At 65.1% G+C, this 16,212-nt stretch carries 14 protein-coding genes; 9 read left to right on the top strand and 5 right to left on the bottom strand.

Features of this window, described 5'->3' with window-relative positions:
* Positions 1-8: 8 nt before the first annotated feature.
* From ABGX75_RS14045 to ABGX75_RS14035, 3 genes are all read right to left on the bottom strand, one after another.
* Positions 9-1,103 carry a glyceraldehyde 3-phosphate dehydrogenase NAD-binding domain-containing protein gene (locus ABGX75_RS14045; protein WP_224113905.1) on the bottom strand — a complete coding sequence of 365 codons (1,095 nt, stop codon included), beginning with the start codon at positions 1,101-1,103 and terminating at the stop codon, positions 9-11.
* Between the two features lie 161 nt (positions 1,104-1,264).
* On the bottom strand, positions 1,265-1,993 hold the full coding sequence (locus ABGX75_RS14040) for an LrgB family protein (RefSeq protein ID WP_347411054.1): 729 nt from the start codon (positions 1,991-1,993) through the stop codon (positions 1,265-1,267).
* Positions 1,986-2,369 carry a CidA/LrgA family protein gene (locus tag ABGX75_RS14035; protein WP_224113904.1) on the bottom strand — a complete coding sequence of 128 codons (384 nt, stop codon included), beginning with the start codon at positions 2,367-2,369 and terminating at the stop codon, positions 1,986-1,988. Before ABGX75_RS14035 ends, ABGX75_RS14040 begins: the two co-directional genes overlap by 8 nt.
* A gap of 178 nt (positions 2,370-2,547) precedes the next feature.
* Between ABGX75_RS14035 and ABGX75_RS14030 the strand changes: the two genes are divergently transcribed.
* The 6 genes from ABGX75_RS14030 to nrdF all read left to right on the top strand — a co-directional run bounded on the left by ABGX75_RS14030 (position 2,548) and on the right by nrdF (position 9,099).
* Positions 2,548-3,600 carry a class I fructose-bisphosphate aldolase gene (locus ABGX75_RS14030; RefSeq protein ID WP_035414821.1) on the top strand — a complete coding sequence of 351 codons (1,053 nt, stop codon included), beginning with the start codon at positions 2,548-2,550 and terminating at the stop codon, positions 3,598-3,600.
* 161 nt (positions 3,601-3,761) lie between these two features.
* Entirely contained in the window at positions 3,762-4,997 is a 1,236-nt protein-coding gene (ubiM, locus tag ABGX75_RS14025) for a 5-demethoxyubiquinol-8 5-hydroxylase UbiM (RefSeq protein WP_347411053.1), read from the top strand.
* A 213-nt stretch (positions 4,998-5,210) separates the two neighbouring features.
* Positions 5,211-5,435, top strand: coding sequence for a glutaredoxin-like protein NrdH (nrdH, locus tag ABGX75_RS14020; RefSeq protein ID WP_035414820.1), 225 nt, complete (start codon positions 5,211-5,213; stop codon positions 5,433-5,435).
* Between the two features lie 17 nt (positions 5,436-5,452).
* A complete protein-coding gene (gene nrdI / locus ABGX75_RS14015) occupies positions 5,453-5,857 on the top strand; it encodes a class Ib ribonucleoside-diphosphate reductase assembly flavoprotein NrdI (RefSeq protein ID WP_011505686.1) in 405 nt (134 codons plus the stop codon).
* Entirely contained in the window at positions 5,847-8,021 is a 2,175-nt protein-coding gene (gene nrdE / locus ABGX75_RS14010; RefSeq protein ID WP_083831064.1) for a class 1b ribonucleoside-diphosphate reductase subunit alpha, read from the top strand. The genes nrdI and nrdE overlap by 11 nt, the downstream gene beginning before the upstream one ends.
* Before the next feature lie 97 nt (positions 8,022-8,118).
* The gene (gene nrdF, locus ABGX75_RS14005) at positions 8,119-9,099 is read left to right on the top strand and encodes a class 1b ribonucleoside-diphosphate reductase subunit beta (RefSeq protein ID WP_011505688.1); all 981 of its coding nucleotides are present in this window, start codon (positions 8,119-8,121) and stop codon (positions 9,097-9,099) included.
* Here nrdF and gcvA read toward each other — a convergent pair.
* Positions 9,048-10,031, bottom strand: a complete 984-nt coding sequence (gcvA, locus tag ABGX75_RS14000) for a transcriptional regulator GcvA (RefSeq protein WP_179152612.1) — start codon at positions 10,029-10,031, stop codon at positions 9,048-9,050. The genes nrdF and gcvA overlap by 52 nt on opposite strands.
* A 136-nt stretch (positions 10,032-10,167) precedes the next feature.
* On the opposite strand from gcvA, the gene ABGX75_RS13995 reads away from it, so the two are divergent.
* On the top strand, positions 10,168-11,166 hold the full coding sequence (locus ABGX75_RS13995) for an aldo/keto reductase (protein WP_347411052.1): 999 nt from the start codon (positions 10,168-10,170) through the stop codon (positions 11,164-11,166).
* A 75-nt stretch (positions 11,167-11,241) separates the two neighbouring features.
* Entirely contained in the window at positions 11,242-12,297 is a 1,056-nt protein-coding gene (locus ABGX75_RS13990) for an aldo/keto reductase (RefSeq protein ID WP_035414816.1), read from the top strand.
* 120 nt (positions 12,298-12,417) lie between these two features.
* On the opposite strand, the gene tkt is transcribed toward ABGX75_RS13990, so the two are convergent.
* On the bottom strand, positions 12,418-14,409 hold the full coding sequence (gene tkt / locus ABGX75_RS13985; protein ID WP_011505692.1) for a transketolase: 1,992 nt from the start codon (positions 14,407-14,409) through the stop codon (positions 12,418-12,420).
* Positions 14,410-14,772: 363 nt separating this feature from the next.
* On the opposite strand from tkt, the gene metK reads away from it, so the two are divergent.
* Positions 14,773-15,993: a methionine adenosyltransferase gene (gene metK / locus ABGX75_RS13980; RefSeq protein WP_128689768.1), complete on the top strand. Its 1,221-nt coding sequence runs from the start codon at positions 14,773-14,775 to the stop codon at positions 15,991-15,993.
* Positions 15,994-16,212: the final 219 nt, after the last annotated feature.

Here is a 16,212-nt window from a genome sequence, read left to right as displayed (position 1 = left end):
CGTGTTCCTCACTTGAATGACGGAGTATCAGACGGCAACGGCGACACGCGGGACGGCGCATGCGTCGAGGCTGCGGACGAGGTCTCGGCGCCGGCGAGCGCCAGCCAGCGCAGGCTGACGTCGAGCATGCGGTTGGCGAAGCCCCATTCGTTGTCGAACCAGCACAGCATCTTGATCAGGTGGCCGCCGGCCACGCGGGTCTGGGTGGCGTCCACGATACCCGAGCGCGGATCGTGGTTGAAGTCGACCGATGCCACCGGCTCCTGGGTGTGACCGAGCAAGCCACCGAGCCGTTCGTGGCTGGCGGCTTGCAGCAGCGCATTGACGTCAGCGGCGGTCGTGGCCCGGCGCACCGAGAGCGCCATGTCCATGGCCGAGACGTTGATGGTCGGCACGCGCACGTGCAGACATTCGAAGCGCCCCGCCAGATGCGGCATGAGGCGTTCGATGCCGCGTGCCAGCCCGGTATCGACGGGGATGATCGACTGCATGGCCGAACGCGTCAGCCGCAGGTCGGTCTTGTGATAGGCATCGATCACCGGCTGGTCGTTCATTGCCGAGTGAATGGTGGTGGTCACGCCATGCTCGAGCCCCAAGGCCTCGTCGATCACCGTCAGCAGCGGCACCAGACAATTGGTGGTGCAGGACGCGGCGGAGACGATGCGCATGTCGGCGCGCAGCTCCGCGTCGTTGATGCCATGCACGATGGTGGCGTCGACATCGGCCTCGGCGGGTTGCGAGAAGAGCAGTCGTTGCGCCCCGGCAGCGAGGTGCTGTTCCGCAGTGGCGCGGTCCTTGAAGCTGCCGGAGCATTCCAGCACCAGGTCTATGCCCAGTTCATCCCAGGGCAGGCGTGCAGGGTCCGGCTCGCACAGCACGCGGATGGCGTGACCGTCGATGTACAACTGGCCGTCGCGGGCGTCCACCTGGCCGGGAAAACGGCCGTGGGTGGTGTCGTAGCGCGTCAGGTAGGCGATGGTATCGAGATCCGAGAGCTCGTTGATGGCCACGATCTCCAGCGCGGTTTCCCGGCGCTCGATCAGGGCACGCAGCACGCTCTGGCCGATGCGGCCGTAACCATTGATGGCGATGCGATAGGACATGGGAAGACGCTCGGGAAACCCGGTTCGACGGTAAAGCGCCGATATTAGCGCAGTTACGCCCCGCTTGCCCAAGGCCGTGTGCCGTCCGAGCGGCATGACACGATTCAGCTCAAGACATCGGACATTTCAAAGCGAAGAGAGAAGAGGCGGCCCCTTCGGGATCAGGCCATGAGGTGCCACATCAAGGGTAACCACAGGGCCGTGAACACCCCGGTCAGGCTCATGCCCAGCGAGGCGAAGGCGCCGGCGGTGGGGCCGATCTCGAAGGCACGCACGGTACCGATGGCATGCCCGTTGATGCCCAGTGCGAAGCCGATGACGCGCTCGTCCTCGAGCCGCCAGCCGCGAGCCATGAAGGTGATGCCGAGCGTGGCCATCACCCCGGTGATCAGCAGGGCTCCCATGAGCAGCGATACCGAGCCGCCGAGCTCTTGCGTGATGCCCATGGCGATGGGCGCGGTGACCGATTTGGGCGCCAGCGAGGCCAGGATTCGAGGCGGTGCGTCCAGCAGCCAGGCGATGCCCACCGCGTAACCGGCCGCGAGCATGGCGGCGGGCGGCAGGGTGAGCGCGATCGGCTTCCACAGCGCCCGAATGTGATGCACCTGCTGATAGAGCGGCACGCCCAGGGCCACAGTGGCGGGGCCCAGCAGCCAGGTCAGCCATTCCACGCCCTGTCGATATCCCGCATAGTCCAGCGGCAGCAGCGCCAGCCACAGGGCGAGCAGGCACGAGGCCAGCAGAATCGGCGGACACCAGGCAGGGGAGCGCAGCCAGGCGAACAGGCGCAGACCGGCGAAATAGGCCGCCAGGGTCAGGACGATGGCGGTTTCCGTGCGCTGGGGAAGCTCGCCGGCCAGAGACTCGAGACGAAGTAAAAGCTCACTCATGGGCATTGTCCCGCGTATCGGGGACTAGGCGACGCATCAGCCAGAGCGTGGTCCACGAACTGAGCAGCGTGCCCGCGATCAAGGCGATGAAAATCGTCGGCCATTGTCCGGCGAATTCGCCCGCCTGAAAGAAGATGCCCACCACGCCGGGCATGATGAGCAGGGCCAGCATGCCGATCAACGGCTGGCTGGCGGCGGTCAGGCCGTGCCCCGGCCGGCGACACAGCAGCAGCCATGAGGTGAGCAGTAACATACCCGCCACGCCGCTGGAGAGCGGGAGAGCGAATGTCCTGACGACGATGTCGCCGAGCAGCAGGAATGCCGCCAGGCCGAGAAAACCACGCAGGATGGAGAGCATGCGCATGGGCCCTTGCATGAAGGTGTCGGAGCTTGATGCGTATCATACCAGAGCGTGACGTGCCCCTCGGGCGTCACCTTTGCGATTACGCGGCGCGCGTGAATTGCTATGCTCCACAGGCATGTGCCAGCCTGACGACCGCGTCGGCTGCCACGCCGTGCGCATTGCCAGGCTTGGATGACAGGGAGGAAGCTATATGACCGATATCGCAGGGCTCCTGGGAGCCGAAGCGGAAACACTGCTGGAGCACCGGTGCCAGACGTTTCGCAAGGAAGACCTGTATCTGCCGGGGCCGGACTTCATCGACCGGGTGATGGCGGAGAGCGACCGCAGCCCGCATGTGCTGCGCAACATGCAGACGCTGTTCAATCACGGCCGTCTGGCCGGCACCGGCTATGTCAGCATCCTGCCGGTGGATCAGGGCATCGAGCACTCCGCCGGGGCATCGTTCGCGCCCAACCCTCAGTATTTCGACCCCAAGAACATCGTCGAGCTGGCCATCGAGGGCGGCTGCAACTGCGTGGCCTCGACGCTGGGCGTGCTGTCCTCGGTGGCGCGCCGCTATGCGCACAAGATTCCCTTCATGCTCAAGCTCAATCACAACGAGACGCTGACCTATCCGGCGATCTACGACCAGACGCTGTTCGCGCAGGTTGAGCAGGCGCATGACATGGGCTGCGTGGCGGTGGGGGCGACCATCTACTTCGGTTCGCCCGAGAGCCGGCGCCAGATTCAGGAAATCAGCGAAGCCTTCGAGCGCGCCCATGAACTGGGCATGGTCACCGTGCTGTGGTCCTATCTGCGCAATCCGGCATTCAAGCACGAGGGCACGGACTACCATGTCGCCTCGGACTTGACCGGCCAGGCGATCCACATGGCGGCGACCCTCAAGGCGGATATCGTCAAGCAGAAGTTGCCGGAGAACAACGGCGGCTATCGTGCGGTCGGCTTCGGGCATACCCACGACAAAGTCTACGACGAGCTGACCAGCGACAATCCCGTGGATCTGGCTCGCTATCAGGTGGCGAACTGTTTCATGGGGCGTGCCGGGCTGATCAACTCCGGCGGCGGATCGAAAGGCCATTCCGACCTGGGCGAAGCCGTGCGTACGGCGGTCATCAACAAGCGCGCCGGTGGCATGGGCCTGATCTCCGGCCGCAAGGCGTTCCAGAAGCCCATGAAAGAGGGCGCCGAACTGCTCAATGCCATTCAGGATGTCTACCTCTCTCCCGAGGTCACCATCGCATAATGCGCGATGGCCTTTCCTGACGACGACGGCCCGGCCTTGCCGGGCCGTCGTGCGTTTCGGTAAGGTCGCGACCCATTGTCACGCCTGTGTCGCGCGAGCGTCGTGCCGATTATGATGGCGGCGTGTCCGATCGGGGCACGCTCATTCGATGCGGAGAGCGCATGCCGCAACCTGCCGGAGGTATCGCGATCAAGGATGTCGTTGACCAGGATGTCGTTGCCGAGAACGTCGCGACCCGTGATGTCGCCATCGTCGGCGCGGGGCCGGTCGGACTGTGCCTGGCGCTGGAGCTGGCGGCGCTTGGCCTGACGGTGACGGTGATCGATCGGGCGCCCTGGAAGGCGCTGGCGTCGCCCGATGACGATGGACGCGAGATCGCCCTGACGCATGCCTCGCGCAGGCAGCTGGCGGCGGCGGGCATCTCCATTCCCGAGGACCGCATGGCGCCGATTCGCGAGGCGCGCCTCTACAATGGCGATCCGCCCCATGGCATGACGCTGGCCAGTGCGCGGGGCGAGGCGCAGGACGGCATCGGCCAGCTCGTCGCCAATCACCTCATTCGACGTGCCGCGTTCGAGGCCGTGCGAGACGTCGACCGTATCGAGCTCATCACCGGGCACGGCGTGCAAGCGCTGAACGGTGGCGCCGACTGGCGTAGCGTACGGCTCGATGACCAGCGCGACATTCCGGCGCGCCTGGTGGTGGCCGCGGACGGGCGCCTCTCGGTCACCCGCCGTCTGGCGGGGCTTTCCGCGCAGATTCACGATACCGGCCAACGCCTGCTGGTGCGTCGCATGGCGCATGAGCGTCCCCATCGGCAGACGACGTGGTCATGGTTCCACGGCGAGCGCGGCCTGGCATTGCTGCCGCTGGCAGGGGACACCGCGTCGTTGGTGATGACGCTGCCCCCGGAGGATGCCGAGCGTCTCGAGGCCATGTCGCCGACGGCGTTCGCGGCCGAGGCGACACGGCTTTACCGGGGCTGTGTGGGCGAGATGACATGCCTCGATGCGCTGCACGATTATCCGCTCACGGTCAGCCACGCCGACCGCCTGGTGGCCGATCGCGTGGCCCTGGTGGGCGACGCGGCGCTGGGCCTGCATCCCGTCACGGCACACGGCTTCAATGTGGGGCTGGCCAGCGTACGTCGCCTGGTCGAGGCGCTGGCGAGTCACGCCGGGACGACGGCAGATGTCGGTGCAGCGGCGGGCCTGGCGAGCTATGCGCGTCACCACCAGCGCGCGATCGTGCCGCTGTGGCATGCCTCGCGTGCTCTGGTGGCGCTGTACGGCGATACGCGGCCGCCGGCGCGTCTGGCGCGTCACCTGGCCCTGGGCGCCGCGCGTCGGATCGCGCCGCTGCAGTGGCTGATGGAAGGCTATCTGGCGCGGCACTGAGGCATCTCACCCACCTGTCGGGCGCCTGGTTGACGACGGGACGTGACGTGTACCGAATTCTCGCTCCGTCGTCAATATCTATGCGAACCTCCCAGTTTGTACTACCATATATGGTGTATTGCGAGGCGGTGGCCGAAGGCGCCATCGCGTCATGACCTGGCGGTTTTTTACCTCTCTCTGCACCTATTGCGAAAACAAAGGCTTATCATTCTCATGAGCATCAAGATTTACAGCAAGCCGGATTGCATGCAGTGCCACGCCACGTATCGGGCCCTCGACAAGCAGGGACTCGACTACACGGTGGTGGATATCAGCGTGGACCCCGAGGCGGTACGGACCGTCGAATCGCTGGGCTATCGTCAGCTGCCGGTGGTGGTGACGCCCGATGAGCAACACTGGTCCGGATTTCGTCCCGAGTTGATTCGTCAGCTGGCGTGAGCATGCAGGGGGGCAACATGTGCGATGTGGTGTATTTTTCCACCCAGTCGGGCAACACGCGGCGCTTCGTCGAAAAGCTGGACGTGCCGGCCCAGCGCATTCCGCGTAGCCGCAACGACGCACCGCTGCGCGTGACGCGCCCCTATGTGCTGATCTTGCCGACGTACGGCGATGGCGACCCACGCACGGCGGTGCCGGGCCCGGTGATCCGTTTCTTGAACGATCCCCGCAATCGCGCCTTGATTCAGGGCGTGGTGGCCGGTGGTAACACCAACTTCGGTGCCGCCTTCGGCCTGGCCGGTCGCGTGGTGGCGCACAAGTGCGAGGTGCCGTTGCTGCACCGCTTCGAATTGATGGGAACGCCCGAGGATGTCGCCAAGGTGCGCGCGTGCCTGGCGATGGAGATGACAGATGTTGGATGACACCGTGGAACTCACCGAGAAGACACCCGCCGTCGAGGCGAGCCGGGCGACGCAGACGCTGGATTACCATGCGCTCAATGCGATGCTCAATCTCTACGACGATCAGGGCCGCCTGCAGCTGGACGCGGACCGTGAAGCGTCGCGCCAGTATTTCCTGCAGCACGTGAATCAGAACACCGTGTTCTTCCACACGCTGGCGGAAAAGCTCGAGTACCTGGTCGCGGAGAACTATTACGAGCAGGAAGTGCTCGATCAGTACGACTTTCCTTTCATCAAGTCGCTGTTCGAGCGCGCCTATGCCGTGAAGTTCCGCTTCCAGAGCTTCCTCGGCGCCTTCAAGTATTACACCAGCTACACCCTCAAGACCTTCGATGGTCGGCGCTATCTGGAGCGCTTCGAGGACCGCGTCTGCATGGTCGCGCTGACCCTGGCGCAGGGCGATGAGGCGCTGGCCCGGCAGCTGGTGGATGAGATCATCCATGGGCGTTTCCAGCCGGCCACGCCGACGTTTCTCAACTGCGGCAAGAAGCAGCGCGGCGAGCTGGTGTCCTGCTTTCTGCTTCGCATCGAGGACAACATGGAGTCCATCGGGCGCTCCATCAATTCGGCGTTGCAGCTCTCCAAGCGTGGCGGCGGCGTGGCGTTCCTGCTCAGCAACATCCGCGAGGCGGGAGCGCCGATCAAGCATATCGAGAACCAGTCCTCGGGCATCATTCCGATCATGAAGATGCTCGAAGACGCCTTCTCCTACGCCAACCAGCTGGGCGCGCGTCAGGGGGCCGGCGCGGTGTATCTCAACGCGCACCACCCGGACATCCTGCGTTTCCTCGACACCAAGCGCGAGAACGCCGACGAGAAGATCCGCATCAAGACGCTGTCGCTGGGCGTGGTGATTCCGGACATCACCTTCGAGCTGGCCAAGCGCAACGAGCCGATGTACCTGTTCTCGCCCTACGACGTCGAGAACGTCTACGGCAAGCCGTTCGGCGACATCAGCGTCACCGAGAAGTACTACGAGATGGTCGACGATGCGCGTATCCGCAAGACCAAGATCAACGCGCGCGAGTTGTTCCAGACGCTGGCGGAGGTCCAGTTCGAGTCGGGCTATCCGTACGTGATGTTCGAGGACACGGTGAACCGTGCCAACCCGATCGCCGGGCGCATCAACATGAGCAACCTGTGCTCGGAGATCCTCCAGGTCAACACGCCGTCCGATTACGAGGCGGACCTGGGCTACGAGCGCATCGGCGAGGACATTTCCTGCAACCTCGGCTCGCTGAACATCGCCAAGACCATGGACTCCTCCGATTTCGGGGCCACGGTCGAGACCGCCATTCGTGGGCTGACCGCGGTGTCCGAGATGAGCGACATCCGCTCGGTGCCGTCGATCGCCGAGGCCAACAAGCAGTCGCATGCGATCGGCCTGGGGCAGATGAACCTGCATGGCTACCTGGCCCGCGAACACATTCACTACGGTAGCGAGGAAGGGCTGGACTTCACCAACCTGTACTTCTACACCGTGACCTACCATGCGCTGCGTGCCTCCAACCGTCTGGCGATCGAGCGCGGTCGCGCCTTTGCCGGGTTCGAGGCGTCGGATTACGCCAGCGGCGTCTACTTCGACAAGTACACCGAGCAGGCGTGGGGCCCGCGTACCGCGCGTGTTCGCGAGCTGTTCGACAAGGCCGGCATCCATGTGCCGACCCAGGAGGACTGGCGCGAGCTCAAGGCCTCGGTCATGGCGCATGGGCTCTTCAACCGCAACCTCCAGGCGGTGCCGCCGACCGGTTCGATCTCCTATATCAACCATTCGACGTCGAGCATCCATCCGGTGGTGTCGAAGATCGAGATCCGCAAGGAAGGCAAGCTGGGACGCGTCTATTACCCGGCGCCGTATCTCAACGACGACAACCAGGACTATTACCAGGACGCCTACGAGATCGGCCCCGAGAAGATCATCGACACCTATGCCGAGGCGACGCAGCACGTCGACCAGGGCCTGTCGCTGACGCTGTTCTTCCGTGATACCGCGACCACGCGCGACATCAATCGGGCGCAGATCTACGCCTGGCGCAAGGGCATCAAGACGCTCTACTACGTGCGTCTGCGCCAGGCCGCACTGGAAGGCACGGAAGTCGAGGGCTGCGTTTCCTGCACCCTGTGACCGCAGGCGACGTGCCCGAGCCATAGACACTTCCATCACGATCATCGGCGAGGCGTGGCGACCGGCCAGCCTCGCCGTCGGCAATGAGAGAACCGCCATGACCGCTACCGCGACACCGCGTCACCTGACGCGCGTCGATGCCATCAACTGGAACCGTCTGCAGGACGAGAAGGACCTCGAGGTCTGGAACCGTCTCACCGCCAATTTCTGGCTGCCCGAGAAGGTGCCGCTGTCCAACGACGTGAGCGCGTGGAACACGTTGACCGAGCAGGAGCAGACGTTGACCATCCGTGTCTTCACGGGGCTCACGCTGCTCGACACCATCCAGGGAACCATCGGCGCACCGACGCTGATCGAGGACGCCGTGACGCCCCACGAGGAGGCGGTGTTCACCAACATCAGCTTCATGGAGTCGGTGCACGCGCGCTCCTACAGCTCGATCTTCTCGACGCTGTGCGCCACCCGCGACGTCGACGACGCCTACCGGTGGAGCGAGGAGAATCCGCACCTGCAGAACAAGGCCGAGCTGATTCTCAACCGCTACCGCATGGACGATCCGCTGATGCGCAAGGTCGCCAGCGTGTTCCTCGAGTCGTTCTTGTTCTACTCCGGCTTCTACCTGCCGATGTACTGGGCCAGTCGCGGCAAGCTGACCAATACCGCCGACCTGATTCGCCTGATCATTCGCGACGAGGCGGTCCACGGCTACTATATCGGCTACAAGTTCCAGCAGGCGCTGGCCAGGGAAAGTGCCGAGCGCCAGCAGGAGATCAAGGATGCCACCTTCGACCTGCTGCTCGAGCTCTACGACAACGAGGTGCACTACACCGAATCGCTCTACGACGACGTGGGGCTGACCGAAGAGGTCAAGGCGTTCTTGCATTACAACGCCAACAAGGCGTTGATGAACCTGGGCTACGAGCCGCTGTTTCCCGGCGCCACCGAAGCGGTCAATCCCGCGATCCTGGCGGCGCTCTCGCCGGGAGCCGAGGAAAACCACGACTTCTTCTCCGGCTCCGGTTCTTCCTACGTCATCGGGCGTTCGGAGCGCACCGAGGACGAAGACTGGGCGTTCTGAGCCGCGCCACCATCGGCGGTGATCGATAGACGCCACGTGCTGACCGCCTCGTCCAGCCATGCCTGGAAGGCGCGCACCTTGGGCAGCCCGGCATTGCCGGGCTGCATGACCAGCCAATAGCTTTGGGCGCTGGGCAACGTGGCCTCGAAAGGACGCACGAGCCGCTTCGCGGTGAGATCGTCGGCCACCAGCACGCGTTGGCCGAGTGCCACGCCCTGGCCGGCGAGGGCCGCCTGGATCATCAGCCCCGCGTCGGCATAGCGGGGACCCGGACGCCATTCGCCGGTCTCCAGCTCTTCCCCCTCCAATATCCCCATGTGGCGTAGCCAGGTGGGCCATTCATCGTGCATGAGCCTAAGCAGGACATGTTCTCGCAGGTCCGACAGTCGGATGAGCGAGGGGCCCCGAGCGAGCAGCGCAGGACTGCATACCGGAAACAGGTCGGTATGCATCAACGGCGTGGCTTCCAGGCCCGGCCACCGGCCCTGCCCGTAACGTATCGCGACATCGATGTCCTGGCGTGCCATATCGGCCAGGGAGTTGGACGTGACCAGACGCACCTCGAGGTCCGGGTACCGGCCCTGGAAATCGATCAGGCGGGAGACCAGCCACTTGGCAGCAAAGGCAGGGGTGGTCGCAATCGTCAGCCGGTGCGGCGCATGGTGTCCGACGACGCGCTCGGTGGCCACGGCGATCTGATCCAGGGCCAGGCCGATGGCGGTGGCGTATTCCCTGCCGGCGGGCGTGAGCTCGACGCTGCGTGGGTGGCGCAGGAACAGTGTCGTGCCCAGGCGTGACTCGAGCTGGCGTATCTGCTGACTGACGGCCGCCGGTGTGAGGGTGAGTGCCTTCGCGGCGCGCGCGAAGCTGCCGTGATGCGCTGCCATCTCGAAGCAGTGCAGCGCGCCCAGAGGCGGAAGCGTTCGCGCCATGTTCGGCTCCCCCAGGATAAGTTGCGCTTAGCCTAGGGCCAGAATTCGTTGCTTGTCAAAGCCACCGCCGGCGACCACGCTTGATAGCGTTTCGAGGCAGCGGCACGCATGCCGTCGACAGGCAAAGGAGAGCAACATGGAAAGCATCACCATACCGGGGACCGACCTCACGCCATCACGAGTGGGGCTCGGCACCTGGGCCATCGGTGGTTGGAAATGGGGCGGTGCCGATGACGCCAATGCGGTGCGTACCATTCATGCCGCCCTGGATCGCGGCATTACGCTGATCGATACCGCGCCGGCCTATGGGTTCGGGCATTCCGAGGAGGTCGTCGGTCGGGCGCTGGCCGAGTACGGGCAGCGTGACAAGGTGGTGCTCGCCACCAAGACGGCGCTCGAGTGGCAGGAAGGCAGCGACGGCGTGGTCCGCAATGCCTCGGCGGCGCGCATCGAAAAGGAAGTGGAAGACTCGCTGCGGCGCCTGCGCACCGAAGCGATCGATCTGTACCAGATCCATTGGCCGGACCCCCGTGTGCCGATGGAAGAAACCGCCAGCGCCATGCAGCGCCTCTATCGTGACGGCAAGATCCGCGCGATCGGCGTCAGCAACTTCAGCGCTGAGCAGTGCGATGCCTTTCGCCGGGTGGCGCCGCTGCACAGCGTGCAGCCGCCGCTCAACCTGTTCGAGCGCGACGCCGAGCGCGACATCATTCCCTATGCGCGGCGCGAGGGGCTGGTCTTTCTGGCCTATGGTGCGCTGTGCCGCGGTCTGCTGACGGGCAAGATGCACGCGGATTCGGCCTTCACCGGCGACGATCTGCGTCAATCCGATCCCAAGTTCCAGTCCCCCCGTTTCACGCAGTACCTGGCGGCGGTCGAGGCGCTGACGCAGCTCGCCCGCGAGCGTCACGACAAGCCGGTATTGGCCCTGGCGGTGCGCTGGGTGCTCGACTCCCATCCCAATGCCATCGCTCTGTGGGGAGCGCGGCGCCCGGACCAGGTGGCGCCCCTGGACGCCCTTGACGGCTGGTCGCTGACTGCCAGCGATCTGCGCGATATCGATGCCATCATCGACGAGCACGTCACAGACCCCGTGGGCCCCGAGTTCATGGCACCTCCCGCGCGGGAGGGCTGATCGTCGCCCGGGCGGCCGTCTTCACGCGAGATGCAGGTGACGGTCGCCATTTCGTCATCAATCAGGAGAGTCAGCATGGAGTATCGTCATCTCGGCCAGTCCGGTCTGCGCGTATCATCACTGACGCTGGGCACCATGACCTTCGGCGGCGTCGGCAAGATGGCCAGCGTCGGCGAGACCGATCTCGCCGGTGCCAAGCGCCAGGTCGACATGGCTACCGAGCGGGGCGTGAACTTCTTCGATACCGCCAACATGTATTCCGAGGGGCGCTCCGAGGAGATCCTCGGCGAGGTACTCGCGGACCGGCGCGAGTCGGTGCTGGTGGCCAGCAAGGTGCGTTTCCCGATGGGGGACGGCCCCAATGACGAGGGGCTGTCGCGTCACCATATCCTGCGCCAGTGCGAGGCCAGCCTGCGGCGTCTGCGGACCGACTGGCTCGATCTGTACCTCATGCACCAGTGGGATGGCAGCACGCCGCTGGAAGAAACGCTGGCCACCATGGATCAGCTGGTGCGCGACGGCAAGATTCGCTATTACGGCGTTTCCAACTGGTCCGCCTGGCACGTCATGAAGGCGCTTCAGGTCTGCGAGCGGCACGACTTCATCAAACCGATCTGCCAGCAGATCCACTACACCGCTCAGGCTCGCGACGCCGAGTACGAACTGATGCCGGCGGCCGTCGACCAGGGGCTTGGCACCATGGTCTGGAGCCCGCTGGCCGGCGGCCTGCTCTCGGGCAAGTATCGCCGCGACCAGCGCCATCTCGATGGCACGCGGTTCAGTCAGGGCTGGACCGAGCCGCCGATCCACGATGAGGACCGGCTCTTCGACTTGATCGACGTGCTGGTCGAGGTGGCGGACGGGCACGGCGTGTCCGCCGCCCAGGTGGCGCTGGCCTGGACGCTGACCCGGTCCGGCGTGTCCACTGCGGTGATCGGCGCCCGCAAGGATGAGCAGCTCAAGGACAACCTGGCGAGCGCCGAGCTCACGCTCGGGCCCGACGAGATCGCCGCCATCGAGAAAGTCAGCCGTCCGGCGCTGCTGTATCCCTACTGGCACCAGCACAATACGGCGTCCAGCCGGCTGGGGCATGCTGACCGTGTCCTGCATGCCGCCTATCTCGACGACTGATCTGGACGGCGATGCCGCGGACACGCGGCCCCAACGAAAACGCCCGGCAAGCCATGCTTGCCGGGCGTTTTCAGTCACGGGTGCCGAGTCACTGCCTGGCCGGCGGCCAGGCAGCAGCGCTCACGACAACAGCGCCTTGGCTTCGGCGACGACATTATCGACGGTGAAGCCGAAGTGCTTGAACAGGTCGCCCGCCGGCGCGGATTCGCCGAAGGTGGTCATGCCGACGATGCGTCCGTCGAGGCCCACGTACTTGAACCAGAAGTCACGATGTCCGGCTTCGATGGCCAGGCGGGCGGTGACGGCACGGGGCAATACCGCTTCCCGGTAGTCGGCGTCCTGGGCGTCGAAGGTGTCGGTGGACGGCATGGAAACCACGCGCACCGGCGTGCCGGCGTTTTCCAGCTCGGCGGCGGCGTCCATCGCCAGCCCGACCTCGGAGCCGGTGGCGATCAGGATCAGCGCCGGCGTGCCCTGGCTATCCTTCAGGATGTACCCGCCGCGCGCGATATCCGCCAGCTGCTGCTTGCTGCGAGCCTGATGCGGCAATCCCTGGCGCGAGAGCACCAGAGCGCTGGGGCCGGCCTGGCGCTTGAGAGCCGCGTCCCAGGCGACGGCGGTCTCCACGGCGTCGCAGGGGCGCCAGGTGGCGAGGTTGGGGGTCGAGCGCAGGGTGGTGAGCTGCTCGATGGGCTGGTGCGTCGGCCCGTCCTCGCCCAGACCGATGGAGTCGTGGGTGAAGACATGGATGACCCGCTGCCCCATCAGGGCGGCCATGCGCACGGCGTTGCGCATGTATTCCATGAAGATCAGGAAGGTCGCGCCGTAGGGCACGAAGCCGCCGTGCAGGGCGATACCGTTCATGATGGCGGCCATGCCGAATTCGCGCACGCCGTAATGCAGGTAGTTGCCGCTGGCCTCGGACTGCGTGATGGCCTTGGCGCCTTTCCAGAAGGTCAGGTTGGAGGGCGCAAGGTCGGCGCTGCCGCCCAGCAGTTCGGGCAGTTGCGGGCCGAGCTCGTTGAGGCACGCCAGCGATGCCTTGCGCGATGCGAGGCTTTCGCCTTTTTCCTGGGCCTCTTCGATCAGCTTTTCACTGGTCAGCGCCGCCGGCAGTTCACCCTTGAGGCGGCGTTCGAGTTCGCGAGCCTCTTCCGGGTAGGCCGCCTGATAGCGCGCGAAACGCGCGTCCCAGTCGGCTTCGGCCTCGCGACCGCGCTGGGTGGCGTCCCAGGCCTGGTAGATGTCTTCGGGCACGTGGAAGGGCGGATGCGACCAGCCGAGCTGCTCGCGCGCGGCGGCGACTTCGTCCTCGCCGAGCGCCGCGCCGTGGCTCTCTTCCTTGCCCTGCTTGTTGGGCGCGCCGAAGCCGATGATCGTCTTGCAGATGATCATGCTGGGCTTGTCGTCGTTGGTGCGGGCCAGCTCGATGGCGGCCTTGACGGCCTCGGGGTCGTGACCGTCGACGTTGGGCACCACGTGCCAGCCGTAGGACTCGAAGCGCTTGGCGGTATCGTCGGTGAACCAGCCTTCGACTTCGCCGTCGATGGAGATGCCGTTGGCGTCGTAGAAGGCGATCAGCTTGCCCAGCCCCTGGGTGCCGGCCAGCGAGGCCACTTCGTGCGAGATGCCTTCCATCAGGCAGCCGTCGCCGACGAAGACGTAGGTGTGGTGGTCGACGATGTCATGGCCGGGACGATTGAACTGGGCGGCCAGGGTGCGCTCGGCGATGGCCATGCCCACGGCGTTGGCCAGCCCCTGGCCCAGCGGGCCGGTGGTGGTCTCGATGCCCGGTGCATAGCCGAGTTCCGGGTGGCCGGCGGTCTTCGAGTGCAACTGGCGGAAGTTCTGCAGGTCTTCCAGCGAGATGTCGTAGCCGGTCAGGTGCAGCAGCGAGTAGAGCAGCATCGAGCCATGCCCGTTGGAGAGCACGAAACGGTCGCGGTTGGCCCAGTGCGGGTTGGCCGGATTGTGCGCGAGGTAATCGTGCCACAGCACCTGCGCGATATCGGCCATGCCCATGGGGGCGCCGGGGTGGCCGGAGTTGGCCTTCTGGACGGCATCCATGGACAGGGCGCGAATGGCATTGGCCATTTCGAAACGGGACGGCATTGGTCAGCTCCTCGCCTACGGCATCGGGTAAAGCGACGCGGGGAGATGGCCGTACGCGGGTACGCACGGGCTTCTTCCAGCGCCGCCGATATCGAGCGGGGACGCCGCCTCGGCGGGCCCCGGGAATTCGGTCGGGTATTGTCGCCGAGAAGCCGCGTGGCATCAAATGCCGCCGGTCGCCAATCGCTAGGCAGCTAGTCAGCCAGCGTGTAAACTCTGCACCCCCGAGCCGGCTTCGTCTCGCGCCGGACCTGTCATGCGTCGTGCCCGCCATTCCGGGTGGCCTGCGGCGTAGTTTCATCTCCTTTCGATGGCGGTCGTGTTCCGGCTCGCCAGCACGTGATAGAGAGAGTCGAGGACGCCATGAACGAATACTCCCTGTTTACTTCCGAATCCGTCTCCGAGGGACACCCGGACAAGATCGCCGATCAGATTTCCGACGCGGTGCTGGATGCCATCATCGCCCGCGACAAGCAGGCACGCGTGGCCTGCGAAACCATGGTCAAGACCGGTGTCGCCATCGTGGCCGGCGAAATCACGACCTCCGCCTGGGTCGACCTGGAAGATCTGGTTCGTCGCGTCATCAACGATATCGGCTATACCTCTTCGGACGTGGGCTTCGATGGCAACACCTGCGGCGTGCTCAACCTGATCGGCAAGCAGAGCGTGGACATCGCCCAGGGGGTCGATCGTTCCAAACCCGAGGATCAGGGAGCCGGTGACCAGGGATTGATGTTCGGCTATGCCACCAACGAAACCGATTCCTACATGCCGGCGCCGATCCATTACTCGCACCGGCTGGTGGAGCGCCAGGCCGAGCTGCGCAAGCACGGGCTGCTGCCGTGGCTGCGCCCGGACGCCAAGAGTCAGTTGACCTTCCGCTACGACGCGCAGGGCAAGCCCTGTGCCGTCGACGCCGTGGTGCTCTCCACCCAGCACGATCCGGACATCGATCAGGACGAGCTGCGCGAAATGGTCAAGCGCGAGATCATCGAGGAAGTGATCCCCGCCGAATGGCTGACCGAGACCACCAAGTATCACATCAACCCGACCGGCAACTTCGTCATCGGCGGGCCGGTGGGCGACTGCGGACTGACCGGCCGCAAGATCATCGTCGATACCTACGGCGGCATGGCGCGTCATGGCGGTGGCGCGTTCTCCGGCAAGGATCCTTCCAAGGTCGACCGCAGCGCCGCCTACGCCGGCCGCTACGTGGCCAAGAACGTCGTCGCGGCGGGCCTGGCCGAGCGCTGCGAGATCCAGGTCTCCTATGCCATCGGCGTGGCCGAGCCGACCTCCGTGTCGGTGGATACCTTCGGTACCGGCAAGATCAGCGATGCCAAGATCGTCGAGCTGGTGCGCGAGCATTTCGATCTGCGCCCCAACGCGATCACGCGCATGCTCGACCTGCTGCATCCCATGTATCAGCTGACGGCCGCCTATGGTCACTTCGGCCGCGAGCCCTTCGAGACCAGTTACACCTGGACCGACGTGGGCGGCAAGCAGCATGTCGAGACCTTCACGGCGTTCCCGTGGGAGAAGGTCGACCGCGCCGACGCGCTGCGTCAGGCGGCAGGCCTCTGAGGACGCCTCGACACGAGCATCGAGCGACATGCAGCGGTGTGTCGCGCCATCGTCCGCAAAGCCCCGGTTCGCCGGGGCTTTTGCGTAGGACGCCCGTCGCCTGATGGCAACCCGTCGACGGCGAGAGCATATACTACTTTGGTCGTAAGGTGGGGTGCTGACATGGTATCCATTCGTCGTGCCTCGTAAGCTAGGGAGTCGATATTTCAACGACCACGA

It is taken from the genome of Chromohalobacter sp. (genome assembly GCF_039830575.1).
Classification (GTDB): Bacteria; Pseudomonadota; Gammaproteobacteria; order Pseudomonadales; family Halomonadaceae; genus Chromohalobacter; species Chromohalobacter israelensis.
This window is presented reverse-complemented; position numbering and strand designations above follow the sequence as displayed.